This is a genomic window from Rhodoferax ferrireducens (assembly GCF_003347515.1).
GTDB lineage: Bacteria > Pseudomonadota > Gammaproteobacteria > Burkholderiales > Burkholderiaceae_C > Rhodoferax.
Genome location: NZ_QEII01000206.1, coordinates 1 through 18,152, shown reverse-complemented (window position 1 = coordinate 18,152; position 18,152 = coordinate 1). Strand labels below are relative to the sequence as shown.

The window sequence follows — 18,152 nt, the reverse complement described above, 5'->3', positions numbered from 1 at the left end:
CGGGCTGTAATAACGTCTTGTGGGGCGAGGGCTATCGACCTCGTTCGAACTGGTGTGCACGATCTTCATGATGCACACTATCGTTTCGATTGGTCATCGATTCAATATGCCTTCAGCAGACGCTTACACTTAAGACTACTTCTTGGCTTCTGCACTTCAGCGCGAAACTTGCTCTATAGCCCGCGCTCAACGCATTCTTAACTCACTACGTCAATATTCAATTTTATATGCAAATCGATGAATTCATAGGTGCAGTGATACACTGTCGTCAAAATTGTGTTTTTGGCGGTCTTTGACTTGAGGTTTCGATGAAAAATCCTTCCACCTCTATCGACTCTGAGCATGCATTGGGAGCTTTGTTGGAGAAAAATTTGCAACAGCCAATCCAGACGGTCGAGACGGAGAAGCGGACTTACGCTGCACCTGCCCTTGAAAAGGGACTTGACATTCTAGAAATTCTTTGTAGAAGCGATCATCCCTTGTCGCAAAAAGAAATTGCACTCCGCATCGGTCGTAGCGTGGGTGAGATTTACCGCATGCTCACCACTCTCGTGGACCGAGATTACGTCTTCCAGGTCGACGACAGTTCTTATGCCATTACGACCAAGCTCTATGAGCTGTCACACATTAACCCTCCAACACATAGATTGCTTTTCGAGGCCTTGCCCGTGATGGAGCGGTTATCAAAGGATCTTGACCAGTCTTGTCATCTGACAGTTTATTCACAAGGTAAACAGGTAGTGCTGGCAAAGGTAGATACACCAAGTGGTATGGGCTTCAGCGTGCGCGCGGGTTCTGAACTTGATGTTCTGATTTCTGTATCTGGTCGTGTGTTATTGGCGTTCCAAGACGAAGAAACCAAGAGGTTGTGGATTGAAGAATCGATACAGCGGCGACCCACCCAAATGGATCCGCAGTTAGGTACCATACTTGACACCATTCGCAAGACGGGTTACGAGTCTATCCCCAGTGCGCAGATACGTGGTCTTTATGCAGTTAGCTTTCCGATTCTCGATACACAAGGGCGTGCGATTGCAGCACTGACGATCCCGTATTCAGAGCGTATTGACCAGAACCAGAGGAAATCGATTCCAGATGTGACGGAGGCCTTGGGTTCGGCTGCACGTAACTTGTCACAACGAGTTGGTGGTTTCGTGGCCGGGAAACTGAAGACAGGATAGAGCTGAAAGAAACACTTCGCCGTTCCGAGGCCGTAAGAAGCTTTGTGTAAACGGTCCTTTGGCAGGAAACTGCTATCTTGCATGAAGCAACTGGCCAAGGCTCTGGTCGAACGGCCTGAAAACCGAATTGACTGACCACCTAGGGCGCTGCAAGAACATTTACGTTGGTATTGGAGCGGAGGCTATGGCTGCGCCTTCGTTGATAAGTTTTTCAATTTCTTGAGGTTCATACCCTGCTTCTCGCAAGAGCCCCATTGTCTCCCAGCCTAGAGGCTGTGAAGGCGTCCTAAGAGCTGGATATCCGTCATCGAAACGAACCGTAGACCGGATTGCTGCCACCTTGCCTTCTGTGGGGTGTGATTCGGAACTTATCAACCCCACAGCCTGAAGATGAATGTCTTTCGGAAGTGTCTCAAGAGTATTGCAGGGCTGTACGGCTATGTCTGCGGAGCGGAGCAATTCAAGCCATGCCTCTGTGGTCTTACTCGTAAGTGGCGCACCTCTTAGTTCGAACCACTCCACTACGTTCCTTGCGCGCGCAGCAACACTATTGAAGCGAAGATCATCTATAAGGTCATTCCTTCCAGTTACTTTCAGGAATGCCCGCACCTGTGTGTCTGTGTTCACGGTAAACGATATCCACCCGTCGGCAGTCTGTATGGGGCGGTTGTATGGACTGAGTAGTCGTAGGTCGCCTGCCGGACCAACGGGCGGGTCGAAGCTTTGCTGGCCAAGGTGTTCTTGAAGGACGAAGGCAGCCATCGTTTCAAACATTGGCACCTCTATGCTGCACCCTTGCCCAGTAGCTTTACGTTCGACAACTGCAGCGAGGACGGCTCCCGCAGCAATTTCTCCTGCAACGTGGTCACAGATCAGCATCGGCACATAGCTCGGTGTTCCGTCTCGACGCAACGAAAGCCCTGCCATTCCTGTCGCACCTTGAACCACACTGTCGTATGTTGGCTGTCCGGCGTATGGGCCATCGGTTCCATATCCGGTAATAAGGCAGTAGATTATTTGTGGATACTGTTTGCGAAGAGTCTTCGCATCTAGTCCGAGTCTCTCAAGTGCCTGGGGTCGCATGTTGGCGACAATGATGTCGGCTGATTCAATCAGACGCATCAATACATCGCGAGCTCGTGGCTTCTTGAGATCAAGGCAGATATTTCTCTTGCCGCGATTCAGATGAAGATATGTGCCTGAATGCTGACCGGTTGGGGAGAGCCCCCCGAGTCCACGCATCAAATCACCCTCTGGGCTCTCTACCTTGATAATCTCCGCGCCGTACTGGCCCAATCGCCAAGTGCATACTGGCCCGACCACGACACTCGTCAAGTCGAGTACGCGAAGGCCTTTTAATGGTTCAAAGCTCATGAGTGCCAACCTCCATGTCGACGGCTAAGGTGGATCGATGGTCATAGGCACGCAACCGCCACTTTGCATCCTCCTGATTCGCAACGATAGTAATAGGCCTGCCGCAGAACAATGGAGTAATGTGGCGAACTTTAATTGACGAAAGTTGAACGCCAATTTCACGGCGCAAGAACTCAGTTAGCAATAGCGTCACAAGGCCTCCATTTACGACCAAGTCCGGGAAACCTTCCACATGACGGGCATGAGACCTATCAATGTGAATTTTGTGTGAGTTGAAACCGAGAGCTGAATATTGGAAGAGTAGGGTTTCATCCGGAACAACAGTGGTTACGCGATATCCAGACAAGTCAGCCTGTTGACTAGAAACTGTATTTGACGACGAGCCCTTAAGCGCCGGCAGCAATAAGTACGTCTGAGTTTCAATCAAGGCTGGAGACGTATCGCCATCAAGCCTCAATTCGTGTCGAATTTCAGCCACGGCCATCGGTCCAGACTCCACTGTTTTTCTAGTGAGGCTTTGAATGCAACTGCTGCGCAGTACCGAACCTCCTATTGGGATGTCCTTAAGGTAGGAAACGGTTCGACCTCCTAGCAGCAGCCGTGGAAGACCAAAGTCCGGCATCGTGACTCCTAGCCCTGGAAATCCGTCGGCACGAAGTAAAGAGCGCCTAGTGTCTGCTCCCATCAGTATGAACTGCCATCCCCTAGGCAGGGGTGTTCCTTTAACAAAGGCATCCGAGTCGATATCAAGCATTGCGGCGGTGCGCCGTACAGCCGATTCGCTGCAAATCTCGGTTCGAGAATGCCACTCTTTCCCGTCCTGAGCTGTGGCTGCGTTGCAATGATGTGATTTCATCCATGAATGATAGCATTCATATAAAGATGCGTAAAGCCTATATTTGCGCAAATAACTGCTTATATACAAGGGATAACCCTTAGTATCTTTTGCCTGTACATCATTGTTTTCACCTGCAAATGTTGATACAGTTGCGAAAGTGTTGAGCGGCATGCATGCCTCCGCACTCGACTCCGCGCACGGTAGGGTTTCTATCGCGATAGCGGCCCATCATTTGAATGAAAGAGAGACCTCCATGAATTTCAAGTTCCATCACATGAACATCTGCACCGATAACCTGCCCCGCTTGACCAAGTTCTACAAGACCTTGTTTAACTTGGGTGCAATTAACGACGAAGCTCACACCGTCATTAGTCGTGAGCGTGAAGATCGAGCTTACACAGGGAAAGTGGACTTTCTGACCGATGGTGACATCGAATTTCACTGGTCCGAGCGTGACCTGGAAACTGGCTTCAAGATGAAGAAGTTCGTCAACCCTATGGGGCATGGTCACTTCTGTTTCCGTACGGATGACATTCAGGGCTTCATGCGAAAGTGCGATGAAATGGGACTCCGCTATTCCGATTACGGCTGCTGGGCTATTCCCGGATGGCATCAAGTCTTTCTTTACGACCCGGATGGACATTGCATAGAAGTTCACCAACCGAATGTGTTCTGAGCGATTTCATAAAAACTATTTAGAGGAGACATACCATGTCATTAAATTTCACCGCAAACAAAATTTCCTTTGATCTAGTCACAACCAATCGTCGAGACGTACTTAAAGGAATTGCTGGCATCGCCGCTACTACGCTGGTCCCCGGTGCTGTGTTAGCACAGGGGGCAGGCAAGTTCAATTTGAAAATTGCAATCACCTTGCCAGATAGTCATCCAACTCCTGCGGCTCTGAAGGCCGCTTGTGCGGAAATTCAGAAGGCGTCAAACGGTCGTTTGAATATCGATGTGTACTCGAATGGTCAGCTGGGTAGTGACACGGATGCACTCTCTCAGGTGAGATCCGGTGCGATTGACTTCGTCTGCACGGCTGGTTCAATTTATGGCAACTTGATTCCTGCAGCATCGCTAAATTCGATCGGTTTTGCTTTTCCAGATTACGCTACGGTTTGGAAGGCTATGGAAGGAGATCTTGGTGCGTACATTCGATCAGCCTTTGATAAGGTTAACCTGATTCAAGTCGGTCAAGTCTTTGACCACGGGTTCCGTCAGATTACGCACTCATCTAAGCCAATCATTACTCCGAACGATTTGGTTGGAATGAAGATTCGCGTGCCTGCCACTCCGTTGTGGACATCCATGTTCAAGGGACTAGGTGCCTCTCCTGCGAGTGTGCCTATTGGTGAACTCTACACGGCACTCCAGACCAAGGTTGTCGACGGTCAAGAAAACGCATTGCCAACAATTGATGCAGTAAAGCTGTACGAAGTTCAGAAATACTGCTCTTCCACTTCGCATATGTGGGAGTATTTCGCCCTTGTCGGAAATAAAAAGAATTGGAATGCCTTACCGGAAGACCTGAGGTTGTTAGCCACTCGAATCTTTGATGCGCACGCAGTTAAACAACGAGCGGCACACGATGTACTGAACGCTACTCTTGAAACCAAACTAAAGGGACAGGGCATGCAGTTCAACCGTGTCGATACCAAACCTTTCCGCGAGTTGCTGCAGAAGTCAGGTTATTACGTTGAATGGCAAAAGAAATTTGGTCCAGAAGCCTGGGCGTTGCTTGAAAAATACAGTGGCAAGCTGGTTTAACTCTGGAAGGCCGCTGAGAGCCGCTTTGAGCGATTGACACATTCAGGCATATCGGGAGAGTCGTCTTCCGGTATGCAGGCTATGACGCGCAGGTTGCTCTTCTTTATTGATTATTTTCGAGATTTCTATGACCAGTCGAGACACCACCACATCGGAATTTAACGATGCCCAAACACCACCCTACGAATCGCCGCTTAGCCTCGATCTTTCACGTTGGATGATGCCGATTGAAGCTCTTTGTGCCACGCTGATGGTCAGCATCGTCTTGATGCTGTTCGGTGGCGTCATTGCGCGCTACGTATTCTCTCACCCCGTTGGATGGATTGACGAAGCCGTCTCGATCACATTCATTTGGGTTGCCATGCTCGGTGCTGTGCTCGCCATGCACCGAAACGAGCATCTTCGACTGACAATGTTCGTTGACAGGATTCCTGCTCAGTGGCGCGGCTTGATCCACGCCTTTGCTCTCGTGGCAATTAGTGCCTTTCTTATTGGACTTATTGGTCCGTCGATAGAGCATGTCGAAAGTGAATGGATGGTTACCTCACCTGCACTTGCGATACCAAGCGGAGTCCGGGTCGCGGCGATCGCTGTGGGAATGATCTTAATGTTGTTGGTCATTGGCGCTTATGCATTGAGAACTGTATCCAAAAAGAATCTATTTATCGCCATCATTGGTGTCGGATTATTCGTGACCTTCTGCTTCGGGATCGCGCCGCAGCTTAATCAGTTGGGCATGATAAACATCCTGATTTTTTTGTGTGGTTTGGTTTTCTTTTGTTTGGTTGCAGGCGTGCCAATTGCCTTTTGTTTTGGCATTGGCGTGATGTCGTACTTAGCCTTTACTGGCAATGTGCCCCTGGTTGTGATCGTTGGACGGATCGACGAAGGAATGGGCAACATTGTCCTGGTGTCTGTACCTATCTTTGTTCTCCTTGGCTGTGTGCTTGATGCCACAGGAATGGGCAAAGCTATCGTGGACTTTCTGGCCTCAATGATTGGGCATGTCAAAGCAGGTATGTCTTATGTACTGCTGGCGGCCCTTTTCATCGTTTCGGGTATTTCCGGCTCCAAAGTATCGGACATGGCAACGGTGGCTCCAGCACTATTTCCTGAGATGCGAAGACGCGGTAACAAACAATCCGAAATGGTGGCGCTTTTGGCAACAGGTGCCGCCATGGCTGACACAGTGCCTCCGAGCATTGTTCTTATTGTTCTAGGTTCGGTAGCAGGTGTTTCGATCGCTGGGTTGTTCGAAAGCGGTTTCTTTGTCGCAATGGTCCTCCTTCTGGCATTGCTAGTGCTGGCTCGTTGGAAAGCGCGCAATGAGGTTACAGGCCTGGTAAAACGCCCGAGTTTGAAGGCGATTGGCCGACTCGCAATGATTGCAGCGCCAGCTCTTGTGCTCCCCTTTCTGATTCGCAGCGCTGTAGGTGGCGGTGTGGCAACCGCAACCGAAGTCTCAACCTTAGCCGTACTGTACGCGATGCTGATTGGTCAGGTGCTATACGGTGGCATCGGCTGGAAGCGGCTGTATGGGATGCTTGTGGAAACTGCCGCCCTAAGCGGAGCCATTCTTTTAATCCTGGGCACTGCTTCTGCCATGGCATGGGCCATTACCCAAAGTGGCGCCGTTCAACATTTATCAGCGTTTCTGACAACTCTCCCTGGTGGCTGGATGGCTTTCATGGCAGTAACGGTTGTCGTTTTCCTTATTTTGGGATGTCTTCTTGAAGGACTGCCCGCAGTTTTGCTGCTTGCACCAATCATGTTTCCGATTGCAAAAAAACTTGGCATCCATGAAATTCACTACTCCATGGTCATTGTCTGTGCGATGAACGTTGGACTGATGATGCCGCCGATAGGCGTTGGTTTTTACATCGCATGCCGAATTGGAGATGCCAAACCTGATGACGTCATCATTGCAATTTGGCCATATATTGCAGCATTGCTTGTTGGCGTGATTATTATTGCTGCGATACCTTCATTGTCAACCTTTATGCTCTGATTAAATAATCGAAAGAAGAAATAAATGAATATATTTATTACTGGCGCAAGTGGCTATATTGGTGGATCTGTAGCTGCAGCATTAATTAAAAGAGGCCACAAAGTTCGTGGACTAACTAGAAGCCCATCTGTTGCTGAGCAATTGGAATCTTACGGAATAGATCCCGTCATGGGTTCACTTGACGACTTCGAACTACTCATGGAACAAGCAAGTAAATCAGACGCAATTATCAATACTGCAAACGCAGATCATTTGGCCGCTGTAGAAGCTCTGATTGCCGGTTTGAAAGGCACAGGCAAAGTTCTAATTCATACCAGTGGGTCTAGTATTATAGGTGATGATGCACGAGGAGATTTTTGTTCTGGTGCAGTCTATAGCGAAGACACTCCTCTAGTAGTTGATGCCAGAAAGAAAGCCCGTCGAAATATCGATCTTTTGGTAATCGAGGCTTACAAGTTAAACGTTCGATCTTCCGTAATTATTCCAAGCTTGATTTATGGATATGGAACTGGAATAAATAAGTCCAGCATACAAATTCCATTCATGGTAAATAATGCGCTTGAACAAGATGAAATTCAAATCGTTGGCAAAGGGCTTAATACTTGGTCTAATGTGCATATTGATGATTTGGTGGATTTATATTGTTTGACTCTTGAGGGTGCGCCTGCTGGTTCTTTTTATTTTGCCGAAAACGGAGAGGCATCATTTCTGGATATCGCAAAGGCCATCTCTGAGCGTCTCAATATTAATAAGATCGCACACCTGTCACCAGAGGTAGCTGTAGAAAAGTGGGGAATGGCTAGAGCACTGTTTACATTGGGAAGCAACAGCCGAGTTAGATCTGTTCATGCTCATAGTGACCTAGACTGGAAACCAAAACACGCTTCTGTACAGAAATGGATTTTAGATGAAATGAAAACTAATTAAAAATTAGATAATATAAAGGATTGTGTTATATGCTAGTCAAAGATAAAGTATGCATTATTGCCGGGGCTGCTTCCTTGCGTAGTATCGGTTATGCAACTGCCGAAATGTTCGTCGAACACGGAGCAAAGGTAGTAGTCACTGATCTAGGCATGGATGAACAAGTGCTTGAAAAAATCAAAACTTCCATCGAGGGGAGTCTGCAAAGATCGATTGTGATTCACGGGGTCCACTGTGACATTAGCAAACGAGAGGAATGTGACGCATTGGTCGAAAAAGTATTGGCATTGCACGGAACCGTTGATTGCTTGGTCAACTCTGCAGGTATCGTCCAATCTCAACCAATTTTAGAAATTAGCGAAAAAGACCTTGATCTCATGTTTGCCATCAACCTCAAAGGCGCTTTTTTCCTCTGTCAAAGCGTACTTAAAGTCTTTGTCGAAAAACGTTCTGGATCCATCGTCAATGTCGCTTCACTTGCTGCGCAACGTGGGGGTGGACTGGTCGGGGGCTCGCATTATGCAGCCTCCAAGGGTGGGATGCTGAGTATGACTAAAAGTATTGCTCGTGAGTTTGGGGCTCTGGGTATTCGCGCGAATGCGATCTGCCCGGCAATGATTCAAACGCCAATGTTGGATGGCCTGTCAGAGGATCGCCTTCGTGGAATCATCGATGCGATTCCTTTAAAGCGCACAGGAACAACTCGCGAAATGGCAGGTGCATGTCTGTTTCTTGCCTCAGAGCTTTCCGGATTTGTTACAGGGGCAACTATTGACGTGAATGGTGGAACGCACATTCACTAAAGAACTCTATCAATTTGTTTTCTCACATACTGATTAAGAAGTTTCAGTTTTCAAGTATTAATTTCAACGGAGTTCTCAAAAAATGATTCTAGAAGTTGCAGATATACGCATCAAACCTGGTCAACAGACTGAATTCGAAATAGCGGTTCAGACTGCATTGACGACAGTTTTCAAGAAAGCAAAAGGATTCCGAAATCACAATTTCCACCATTGCATCGAGTCGCCTGAACGTTATGTTCTGCAGTTGACTTGGGATACGCTTGAGGACCACACGGTGGAGTTTCGTGGTTCACCACTGTTTACCGAATGGCGCTCGATGGTGGGTAACTTTTTTGCACAACCACCACATGTAGAACATTTCGAACTCGTGAGTACGTCGGAAACAAAACTGGGAGTAGCTTGATGTCAACGATGTTCAATCAAGAAAATGATGCACCTCTTGAATCATTTGCGGGTTGTCACATAGGAATTGTCAACATGGTTCGCGATCTGGCTGAGTTGCCCGATCTTATTACTCCTGTGCGTCGTTTTCAATCAATTACGCTACGTATCGATGATTTTTTCAATCAGGTTGTAAAGACTCACCATTCAGAGGAAGAAGAGCAGCTCTTTACTGCGGTTTTGGCAAGTGCTAATTCCGGTGATGAGAAAGCAGAAGTAGAACAACTCATTTCTAAGTTAACTGATGAACATCGGGAAATAGAGAGAGCCTTCGTGTATCTGATTCCACAAATTAAAGCGCTTGAAAAAAATGTGGTGCCCGAATTCAACGCAAAAAATGTTGACTCACTGGTGGAACTTTATCTTGCTCATGCACGTTTTGAAGAAGAAGTTTTTTTGCCGTTAGCAAAAACTATCCTTGGACGAAATGATAATCATATGGCCGCATTCGGCCTGTCGCTTCATATGCGACATGCCGTTGATGATATTCGTCGGGAATTTGGCATTATTTAGTTGTCAGGGTTTCAGGACATATAAGTGTCCCAACGTTGTTCAGAGGAGAGCGCGTCAGACTGTTGTCGTTCAATGGCTGTTTTTCAGCTTACCCACAGAGATGCTTTATCGACGATGAAGTCAATAAACGTTCGCACGGCTTGAGTTTGATATCTCCCTGGCATTCGCAGCAGAAACAGTCGGGTTCCGAAAATACTCAGGCGCCATTGATCAAGTGCGGTTACCACCCGCCCCCCCCGCACGTCCTCCTTAACGACGTAGCTGGGGACAAGGCCGATACCCAATCCGGAAAGTATGGCCTCACGCAGGAACTGAAAATTCTCAGATGCCAGGTTCGGGTGAAGTGTCACCTCCTGACGGACATCGTCCTTGTAAGCTGCCAGTCTCAATTCACGGCCGACAACTGTGGATGTGATCAAGGGCGAGCTCTTGAGGTCTTCCAAATTTTGGGGGAGCGCCTTTGTATTGGCATATTCGGTTGAGGCACAAGCCACGTAGCGCACCTGCGCCAACTCTCTGGCAACCATCGCGGCAGGCGGTTCAGACATAACCCGTATGGCAATGTCAACCTCGTCGCGAAGCAAGTCATCGACGCGGTTCTCAAACAGCAACTCCAGACTGATTTCCGGATACCGACGCTTGAACTCCAGCAGCCAGTCGGTCATGACCAATTGCCCGAAGCCTGTGGGTACGCTGACCCGAACCGACCCGTGCAGTCCACGAGCCAGCATTTCGATGGCCTCTCTCGCTGCTGTTAGCTCGTCGCGAATCGCACATCCATGTCGGTAAAGCGTAAGACCAATTTCCGTCGGCTCGATACGCCGCGTCGTTCGTCGAACCAATTGCACGCCCGCTGATTTCTCTAGCTGTTGCAGGTGATAGCTCATGTTGGCACGGCTTATCTTCATTTTACGAGCTGCACTACTCAGGTTGCCTGCATCCAGGATTTCCACGAGCAGCGTCAGTCCAGTCAAGTCCATAGGTCTATTGTCAAATAATTTTTGACATATTGTCAAACATCGCCCGTATTGTCAAATCTTTCTGTAACCAACACAATCCCCCGAACATCTTCAATGCCCTAAGACAAGGGCCCAACCGCAGGATTGTGTACAACATGGCACTCGACCCAGAAACTTTTTATCTTCTCAAGGACAGCGTTCAACGGTTCGTTCGAGAGCGTCTGGTGCCAGCCGAAAACACCGTGGAGGAGATGGATGAGGTCCCCTCCGACATCGTGGACGACATGAAGGAGTTGGGACTGTTTGGACTTTCGATACCTGAGGAATACGGAGGTATTGGCCTATCGATGGAACAGGAGTGTGAAGTTGCCTTCGAACTGGGGCAGACCGCGCTCGCCTTCCGCTCCGTGGTAGGCACCAACGTCGGGATTGGGTCGCAGGGGATTCTAATGGACGGTACCGCTGAACAAAAGGAGGAATACCTGCCCCGCATTGCCAGCGGTGACTTGATCATCTCCTTTGCGCTGACAGAACCCAACGCCGGTTCGGACGCAGCGGCGCTCCAAACCCGAGGTGTTCGCGATGGCGAGGACTATCTGATCAGCGGCAGCAAGCGATTCATCACCAATGCCCCACGGGCTGGAGCATTCACCCTAATGGCACGCACGGAAGGCCCTGGCGCTGGCGGTATCTCGGCATTCATTGTCCCGTCGCATCTGCAGGGTATCACCTTGGGCAAGGCGGACAAAAAGATGGGGCAGCGCGGAACCAAGACCTGCGATGTCAATCTGGACAACGTGCGTGTGTCGGCCGCCAACATCATCGGTGGGGTCCCTGGCAAAGGCTTCAAGACAGCGATGAAGGTGCTTGATCGTGGACGATTGCACGTTTCTGCGCTGGCCTGCGGTATGGCTCACCGAATCCTGCAAGAGTCTATTGCCTACGCCCAGCAACGCAAGCAGTTCGGACAGCGCATTGGTGACTTCCAGTTGGTACAGGCCATGTTGGCTGATAGCCAGGCCGAGTTTCTGGCCGCTTGGTCCATGGCGAAGTCCGTGGCGCAGCGTTACGACGCAAAGCCATTTGGCGTGACCGACCCGGAAGTGAGCATGCAGGCTTCCTGCACCAAGCTGTTTACCACCGAAATGGTCGGACGCGTGGCTGACCGCGGCGTGCAGATCCACGGCGGTGCCGGCTATATCAACGAATACAAGGTTGAGCGCTTTTATCGTGACGTCCGTTTGCTACGTTTGTACGAAGGCACGTCCCAGATCCAGCAACTGATCATTGGCAAATATCTCATGCGTCAGGCCTGATCAGCCGGTATTCATTTCCACATCCAAATCATCGGAGCAGAGCCATGTCTCAACACACTTCCTCATTCATGAACCGCCGCCAGTTGCTGTCCATGGCCACCCTGTCCATCGTGCTTCCTGCGTGGTCGCAATCGGGATACCCGAGTAAACCCATCACCATCGTGGTTCCTTTCCCCGCGGGCGGGACGACCGACATTATTGGCCGGCTGGTCGGCAGACATCTGGCCACCCGTCTGGGCGGCACAGTCATTGTGGACAACAAGGCCGGTGCCGGCGGATCGATCGGCTCGGGACTGGTTGCCAAGGCGGCCGGCGATGGCCACACGCTGCTGATGGGAACGATAGGTACGCATTCGATCAACCAGTACCTCTATACCAAGCTGGCCTACGATCCGTTCAAGGATTTCGCACCGATCAGCCTGGTCGCGATGGTCCCGAACGTGTTGGTGGTGAATCCTTCCCAGCCGATCAAAACGGTCAAGGATCTGATCGCGGCCGCCAAAGCCAACCCCAACAAACTGACCTATGCGTCAGCCGGCAACGGCACCTCGATTCATTTGTGCGGCGCCATGTTCGAGCAGATGGCCCAGGTTTCGATGACGCATGTGCCCTATCGCGGCAGTGCGCCGGCGATCGCCGACCTGCTGGGTGGACAGACCACGTGCATGTTTGACAATCTGCCCTCGGCCATGCCCCATATCAAGTCTGGTTCGCTGCGTGCCGTTGCGGTGACAACGGCCAAACGCTCCAACTCGCTGCCGGACCTGCCCACTATTGCCGAGGCCGGCGTGCCTGGCTACGATGCCAGCTCATGGTTTGGACTGTGGGCACCCGCATCGACCCCGGCGGCCCTGGTCAAGCGACTCAACGAGGAGATCAAGACGATCCTGGCACAAGCCGATGTCCTGCAGACGCTCAAAGATCAAGGAGCGGAAGCATCACCCGACAGTCCGGACAAGTTTGCCGCCTTCATCCAGGCCGAGGCGGCCAAATGGGCGAAGGTTGTGAAAACAGCCAACATTCGACTGGATTGAAGACATGGGTGCACTCAGTCATGTGCGAATACTGGACCTGACGCGGGTCTTGGCTGGTCCATGGTGTACCCAGACGCTCGCCGATCTGGGGGCGGATGTGATCAAGATCGAACGTCCCGAACAGGGCGACGACACGCGGCATTGGGGCCCCCCCCTACGCGCGTGACCCGATGGGACAAGACACGACCGAGGCGGCCTACTACCTGGCGGTCAATCGCAACAAGCGATCCGTGACGGTCGACATATCCACAGCCGAAGGCCAGGACTTGATCAGACGTCTCGTTACTGAATGCGATGTTCTGGTCGAGAACTTCAAGGTAGGAGATATGTGCCGGTATGGTCTGGACTACGAGAGCCTGCGTGAAGCTCATTCAGGCCTCATCTATTGCTCGATTACTGGCTTCGGTCAGACTGGGCCGTATGCCCCACGGGCAGGCTACGACTTCATTGTCCAAGGCATGGGGGGATTTATGAGCGTCACCGGTGAACGAGAAGGTTTGCCCGGAGGCTCACCCCAAAAAGCTGGGGTCGCCATTGCGGACTTGTTCACAGGAGCGCATGCAACGATCGCCATTCTGGCGGCGCTGAATCACCGGGAGCGCACCGGTCAGGGGCAATACCTCGACATCTGCCTGTTGGACACCCAGGTGGCCATGATGGCAAACATGGCCACGAACTATTTGGCCACGGGAACCGCGCCGGTGCGATGGGGCAATGCCCATCCCAATATCGTTCCCTACCAGGTGTTCAAGGTGGCTGACGGCTGGGTCATCGTCGCCTGTGGCAACGATGGGCAGTTTCGCAATTTGACGCAGGCGGCGGGGCGGTCCGAGCTGGCGGCCGATCCGCGCTTCGCCTCCAATCCGGCCCGGGTCCGGAACCGGGATGAACTGGTCCCCTTGCTGAATGAACTCATGCTTCAGCGCAATCGTGACGAATGGATCGCGCTGCTGGAGGCCGCCGGTGTGCCTTGCGGACCCATCAACGACATGAAAGATGTGTTCAATGATCCGCAAGTGCTGGCCCGGCACATGCGGCTCGATCTCCCGCACCCTACCGCCGGGCAGGTCAGTGTTCCCGGTAGTGCACTGAAACTGTCAGGCACGCCGGTGACTTACCGCAGCGCGCCACCGCTGCTGGGCCAACACACCGACGAAGTCCTCAAGTCGCTGGCTGCGATGTCAGACGAAGAACTGAACGATCTGAAAAACCGACAGATCATATGAACCCTTACCTCACACCATGACAAATCAAGAAATTCAAGCGGATCGCATTGCACTGATCGAGCTGAACAACCCGCCCGTCAATAGTTTGGGCATTCAACTGCGCAGGCATATTGTCGAATTGATTCGAGCCGCCGAGGATGACCCCCAGGTGGCCGCGATCGTAATTGTTGGCAAAGACAAGGCATTTTCCGCCGGTGCTGATGTGGCCGAGTTCGGCACACCGATGCAATTTGAGGAACCCATGCTGCGCACTGTCATCGAGTCCATCGACGCCTGTCGAAAACCGGTGGTCGCCGCCATTTCGGGCGTGGCACTGGGCGGCGGACTTGAACTCGCGCTGGCATGTCATGCGCGGGTGGCCCTGGCCTCGGCGCGCCTCGGAACACCCGAGATTCAGCTCGGCTTGATCCCCGGGTCCGGTGCCACACAGAAACTGCCTCGCCTGATGAGGCCCGAACGCGCGCTCGCGATGATGCTGTCCGGACAACCATTGACCGCAGTTCAGCTCTCGGAGAGCGGACTGCTCGACCGTGTCGTCGAGCAAGACCTGGTTGACGCAGCATCAACGCTGGCACTCGATCTTGCACGACAGAACATGACTTTGCTCCGTGCGCGTGATCGAACAGTCAATGCCGCCGCTGTCGATCAGGCCGTCGCGGACGCGTCGGCCAAGCTGAACAGGCGCCAGCTCGCTCAGCCGGCTTACCTCGCCCTGATGGACGCCGTGAAATCAAGTGCCCTTCCATTCGCTGTGGGCATGCAGCGCGAGCGCGAGTTGTTTTTGACCCTGATGAAAAGCAGCGAGGCGGCCGCCTTGCGCTACCAGTTCCGCGTTGAGCGTGAATCCTCGAAGCTTCCGGCCAGCATGCATGCTGCCCCTCGTGCTTTCGGTCATGTCGCCGTGATTGGCGCGGGAACCATGGGATCGGGCATTGCGATTGCTGCATTGGAGTCCGGGCTGCAGGTCACTATGCTGGAACAATCACCCGATGCATTGGCGCAAGGTCGGGCGCGCATCGACCAGTACTTCGCCGCACGCGTCAAGGCTGGCAAGCTCGACGCAGGCCGGGCCGATGGGATTTTTGCGCGACTGGCCACAACGCTCGATTGGGCCGCATTGAAGTCTGTGGATGTGGTCGTCGAAGCAGTTTTTGAAGACTTGGCGGTCAAGCAGTCGGTCTTTCGGATGGTCGATCAGCACGCCAGAGTCGGCGCTGTGCTGGCAACCAACACCTCGTACCTTGACATAGACGCCATCGCCTCGGTGGTGTCCAGGCCGCACGATGTTGTGGGCCTGCATTTCTTCAGCCCGGCCAACGTGATGAAGTTGCTGGAGGTTGTCCAGGGCAAAGCCAGTGCACCCGATGTTATGGCCACTGGCATGGCGCTTGGAAAGCATTTGAAGAAGATCCCCATTCTCTGCGGCAATGCCTTTGGTTTCATCGGAAATCGCATCTATAACGCCTACCGAAAGCAATGTGAATTCATGTTGGAGGACGGCGCCTGGCCCGAAGAAATTGACAAAGCCCTGGCTGATTTTGGCTTTGCCATGGGGCCGTTCGCAGTCGCAGATCTCTCGGGCTTAGACATTGCGTGGCGCATGCGCAAGGCTAATGCGTCGACTAGAGATCCCAGAGAGCGGTACGTCAGCATCCTTGACAGTTTGTGTGAGATCGGCCGGTTGGGACGAAAAGCCCAAGCGGGGTACTACACATATGTCGATGGAAAACAGCAAGCCGTAACAGATGAAGTGGTCAGGGTCATCATCGAGCGTGCCGGAATAGCGCGGGGCATCACGCGCGCTCCGTTGCAGGCGGAAGTAATACAGCGCCGCGCGATGCTGGCGATGGTGAATGAGGCCGCGCTTTTATTCGCCGAAGGCGTGGCTCATCGAGCAGGGGACATTGATGTAGTTCTGGTCAATGGATACGGACTTCCGGCGTGGGTTGGCGGTCCTATTCACTGGGCCCGGTCTCAAACACGTTCGAGTCTGGCGCATGAACTAGATCAATTGATTGAATCGAATGGTTTCGGCGCAGTACGCGCAACGCCCCATATGTTGTCAAGTTTGCTGGATTGATCGTTTCGATTGGATGCCTCGGTTCTCATCTTTTACTCTTACCAAGATGATCATGTTAAAACCAAATGCCTTTATTTGCGACGCCATTCGACCCCCCTTTGGTCGCTACGGCGGCGCGCTTGGTTCCGTGCGCGCTGATGATCTAGGCGCCGTGCCCCTGCGCGCCCTGATGGCGCGTAATCCCAAGGTGGACTGGGCTGAAGTTGGCGACGTCATTTTTGGCTGTGCCAACCAAGCTGGTGAGGACAACCGCAATGTAGCGCGCATGAGCAGCCTGCTTGCTGGCCTGCCAATGGAAGTTCCGGGGGCAACCGTCAACCGCTTGTGCGGTTCGGGCCTTGACGCCCTTGGAAGTGCCGCCAGAGCCATCAAGTCCGGTGAAGCCGGCCTCATGATCGCCGGTGGTGTGGAAAGTATGAGTCGCGCGCCATTTGTTATGCCCAAAGCCGAGAGTGCATTCAGTCGCGCCAATGCGGTCTACGACACCACGATAGGCTGGCGCTTTGTGAACAAGTTGATGAAGCAAAGATACGGCGTGGACTCCATGCCGGAAACGGCCGAAAACGTCGCAACTGACTTCAAGATCGAGCGCGAGGCGCAAGACCGCATGGCAATGGCCAGTCAATTAAAGGCTGTGGCAGCACAGAAAGTAGGTCACCTGGCGCGCGAAATATGCCCGGTGAGTATTCCTCAAAAAAGGGAGATACCGTCATCGTGACCACCGATGAACAACCCAGGGCAACCAGCTTGGATGTGCTGGCCAAACTCAAAGGGGTCGTACGACCAGATGGTACGGTGACGGCCGGCAACGCCAGTGGTGTGAACGACGGAGCCTGTGCACTGTTGCTTGCCGACGAACGCTCCGTCGCAAAGAACGGACTGACGCCAAGGGCTCGCGTAGTGGGCATGGCCACCGCCGGTGTTGCGCCGCGCATCATGGGTATTGGACCGGCACCCGCTACCTTGAAGGTGCTGGCGCTCACTGGCCTGACGCTTGACCAGATGGACGTGATCGAACTCAACGAGGCCTTTGCCGCGCAAGGACTGGCGGTGCTGCGCATGCTGGGACTCGGGGACGAGGACGAACGTGTCAATGCCTGGGGTGGGGCCATTGCGCTGGGACACCCGCTCGGGGCCAGCGGTGCCCGCCTTGCCACCACGGCCGTCAATCGCCTGCATGCGAGCGGTGGCCGCTATGCGCTGTGCACCATGTGCATCGGTGTCGGTCAAGGCATTGCCGTCGTGCTCGAACGAATCTAAAGGCTCAGGCGCCATGAGGAAGGACTATTCGTTGACAGTGCGGTTGCGCGCCGTCTGTTCGCATTGGATCGCCACGTAGATTTTTCTCTCCAGTTTCATTCCATAACTTTGAGGACTTCCGCGCCAGGATGATGAATGTCACCCTTAACGTATTCGACTTAACTCCAGCTCGTTTTTCACAGATTCGACTGACCTACGAGCCGCACCAAACACATCACGGTGCTACTTTTGTCAGGCCGATGCGTGTGGACGTTTTGATAAAGATAGAGGAAACATGAAAATTCTTGTAGCAGTCAAGCGCGTGGTGGACTACAACGTGAAGGTCCGCGTCAAGTCGGACCACACCGGTGTAGATATCGCCAACGTCAAAATGAGCATGAACCCCTTCGATGAAATCGCCATCGAGGAAGCGGTTCGCCTGAAGG

General features: G+C 52.3%; 14 protein-coding genes and 3 pseudogenes. 14 read left to right on the top strand and 3 right to left on the bottom strand.

What is annotated here, in order from left to right; all coding sequences use genetic code 11:
- Positions 1 to 308: 308 nt before the first annotated feature.
- The gene (locus C5P05_RS02830; protein ID WP_114968358.1) at positions 309 to 1,181 is read left to right on the top strand and encodes an IclR family transcriptional regulator; all 873 of its coding nucleotides are present in this window, start codon (positions 309 to 311) and stop codon (positions 1,179 to 1,181) included.
- 159 nt (positions 1,182 to 1,340) lie between these two features.
- Here C5P05_RS02830 and C5P05_RS02825 read toward each other — a convergent pair whose 3' ends face one another.
- Complete coding sequence (locus C5P05_RS02825; protein WP_114968357.1) at positions 1,341 to 2,555, bottom strand: CaiB/BaiF CoA transferase family protein; 1,215 nt, start codon at positions 2,553 to 2,555, stop codon at positions 1,341 to 1,343.
- Complete coding sequence (locus C5P05_RS02820) at positions 2,545 to 3,564, bottom strand: hypothetical protein (protein ID WP_198674599.1); 1,020 nt, start codon at positions 3,562 to 3,564, stop codon at positions 2,545 to 2,547. The genes C5P05_RS02825 and C5P05_RS02820 overlap by 11 nt, the downstream gene beginning before the upstream one ends.
- Positions 3,565 to 3,646: 82 nt before the next feature.
- On the opposite strand from C5P05_RS02820, the gene C5P05_RS02815 reads away from it, so the two are divergent.
- From C5P05_RS02815 to C5P05_RS02785, 7 genes are all read left to right on the top strand, one after another.
- Positions 3,647 to 4,069 carry a VOC family protein gene (locus tag C5P05_RS02815; RefSeq protein ID WP_114968355.1) on the top strand — a complete coding sequence of 141 codons (423 nt, stop codon included), beginning with the start codon at positions 3,647 to 3,649 and terminating at the stop codon, positions 4,067 to 4,069.
- A gap of 35 nt (positions 4,070 to 4,104) precedes the next feature.
- Positions 4,105 to 5,163 (top strand): TRAP transporter substrate-binding protein, encoded by a 1,059-nt coding sequence (locus tag C5P05_RS02810; protein WP_114968354.1) that lies wholly within the window; start codon positions 4,105 to 4,107, stop codon positions 5,161 to 5,163.
- A 127-nt stretch (positions 5,164 to 5,290) separates the two neighbouring features.
- Positions 5,291 to 7,171: a TRAP transporter large permease subunit gene (locus C5P05_RS02805; protein WP_114968361.1), complete on the top strand. Its 1,881-nt coding sequence runs from the start codon at positions 5,291 to 5,293 to the stop codon at positions 7,169 to 7,171.
- A 24-nt stretch (positions 7,172 to 7,195) separates the two neighbouring features.
- Positions 7,196 to 8,098: an NAD-dependent epimerase/dehydratase family protein gene (locus tag C5P05_RS02800; RefSeq protein ID WP_114968353.1), complete on the top strand. Its 903-nt coding sequence runs from the start codon at positions 7,196 to 7,198 to the stop codon at positions 8,096 to 8,098.
- Positions 8,099 to 8,127: 29 nt separating this feature from the next.
- Entirely contained in the window at positions 8,128 to 8,898 is a 771-nt protein-coding gene (locus C5P05_RS02795) for an SDR family NAD(P)-dependent oxidoreductase (RefSeq protein ID WP_114968360.1), read from the top strand.
- Between the two features lie 82 nt (positions 8,899 to 8,980).
- Positions 8,981 to 9,301, top strand: a complete 321-nt coding sequence (locus C5P05_RS02790; RefSeq protein ID WP_114968352.1) for an antibiotic biosynthesis monooxygenase family protein — start codon at positions 8,981 to 8,983, stop codon at positions 9,299 to 9,301.
- On the top strand, positions 9,301 to 9,852 hold the full coding sequence (locus C5P05_RS02785) for a hemerythrin domain-containing protein (RefSeq protein WP_114968351.1): 552 nt from the start codon (positions 9,301 to 9,303) through the stop codon (positions 9,850 to 9,852). Before C5P05_RS02790 ends, C5P05_RS02785 begins: the two co-directional genes overlap by 1 nt.
- Positions 9,853 to 9,935: 83 nt before the next feature.
- Here the strand turns inward: C5P05_RS02785 and C5P05_RS02780 are convergent, their stop codons facing one another.
- Positions 9,936 to 10,832 (bottom strand): LysR family transcriptional regulator, encoded by an 897-nt coding sequence (locus C5P05_RS02780; RefSeq protein WP_114968350.1) that lies wholly within the window; start codon positions 10,830 to 10,832, stop codon positions 9,936 to 9,938.
- Positions 10,833 to 10,966: 134 nt separating this feature from the next.
- Between C5P05_RS02780 and C5P05_RS02775 the strand changes: the two genes are divergently transcribed.
- The 6 genes and pseudogenes from C5P05_RS02775 to C5P05_RS02750 form a co-directional block, all read left to right on the top strand.
- Positions 10,967 to 12,127, top strand: a complete 1,161-nt coding sequence (locus tag C5P05_RS02775) for an acyl-CoA dehydrogenase family protein (RefSeq protein WP_114968359.1) — start codon at positions 10,967 to 10,969, stop codon at positions 12,125 to 12,127.
- A 44-nt stretch (positions 12,128 to 12,171) separates the two neighbouring features.
- Positions 12,172 to 13,161 (top strand): Bug family tripartite tricarboxylate transporter substrate binding protein, encoded by a 990-nt coding sequence (locus C5P05_RS02770; protein WP_114968349.1) that lies wholly within the window; start codon positions 12,172 to 12,174, stop codon positions 13,159 to 13,161.
- Between the two features lie 4 nt (positions 13,162 to 13,165).
- Positions 13,166 to 14,387, top strand: a pseudogene (locus C5P05_RS02765) (CaiB/BaiF CoA transferase family protein).
- Positions 14,388 to 14,403: 16 nt separating this feature from the next.
- Entirely contained in the window at positions 14,404 to 16,467 is a 2,064-nt protein-coding gene (locus tag C5P05_RS02760; RefSeq protein ID WP_114968348.1) for a 3-hydroxyacyl-CoA dehydrogenase NAD-binding domain-containing protein, read from the top strand.
- 52 nt (positions 16,468 to 16,519) lie between these two features.
- Positions 16,520 to 17,727, top strand: a pseudogene (gene pcaF, locus C5P05_RS02755) (3-oxoadipyl-CoA thiolase).
- Positions 17,728 to 18,001: 274 nt separating this feature from the next.
- Positions 18,002 to 18,152 (top strand): annotated as a pseudogene (locus C5P05_RS02750) (electron transfer flavoprotein subunit beta/FixA family protein); the annotation flags it as partial.

Bases quoted from the DNA above. Each gene is read 5' to 3' on its own strand.
- C5P05_RS02830 (WP_114968358.1), top strand. From the start codon at position 309: ATGAAAAATCCTTCCACCTCTATCGACTCTGAGCATGCATTGGGAGCT.
- C5P05_RS02825 (WP_114968357.1), bottom strand. From the start codon at position 2,555: ATGAGCTTTGAACCATTAAAAGGCCTTCGCGTACTCGACTTGACGAGT.
- C5P05_RS02820 (WP_198674599.1), bottom strand. From the start codon at position 3,564: ATGCCGCTCAACACTTTCGCAACTGTATCAACATTTGCAGGTGAAAAC.
- C5P05_RS02815 (WP_114968355.1), top strand. From the start codon at position 3,647: ATGAATTTCAAGTTCCATCACATGAACATCTGCACCGATAACCTGCCC.
- C5P05_RS02810 (WP_114968354.1), top strand. From the start codon at position 4,105: ATGTCATTAAATTTCACCGCAAACAAAATTTCCTTTGATCTAGTCACA.
- C5P05_RS02805 (WP_114968361.1), top strand. From the start codon at position 5,291: ATGACCAGTCGAGACACCACCACATCGGAATTTAACGATGCCCAAACA.
- C5P05_RS02800 (WP_114968353.1), top strand. From the start codon at position 7,196: ATGAATATATTTATTACTGGCGCAAGTGGCTATATTGGTGGATCTGTA.
- C5P05_RS02795 (WP_114968360.1), top strand. From the start codon at position 8,128: ATGCTAGTCAAAGATAAAGTATGCATTATTGCCGGGGCTGCTTCCTTG.
- C5P05_RS02790 (WP_114968352.1), top strand. From the start codon at position 8,981: ATGATTCTAGAAGTTGCAGATATACGCATCAAACCTGGTCAACAGACT.
- C5P05_RS02785 (WP_114968351.1), top strand. From the start codon at position 9,301: ATGTCAACGATGTTCAATCAAGAAAATGATGCACCTCTTGAATCATTT.
- C5P05_RS02780 (WP_114968350.1), bottom strand. From the start codon at position 10,832: ATGGACTTGACTGGACTGACGCTGCTCGTGGAAATCCTGGATGCAGGC.
- C5P05_RS02775 (WP_114968359.1), top strand. From the start codon at position 10,967: ATGGCACTCGACCCAGAAACTTTTTATCTTCTCAAGGACAGCGTTCAA.
- C5P05_RS02770 (WP_114968349.1), top strand. From the start codon at position 12,172: ATGTCTCAACACACTTCCTCATTCATGAACCGCCGCCAGTTGCTGTCC.
- C5P05_RS02760 (WP_114968348.1), top strand. From the start codon at position 14,404: ATGACAAATCAAGAAATTCAAGCGGATCGCATTGCACTGATCGAGCTG.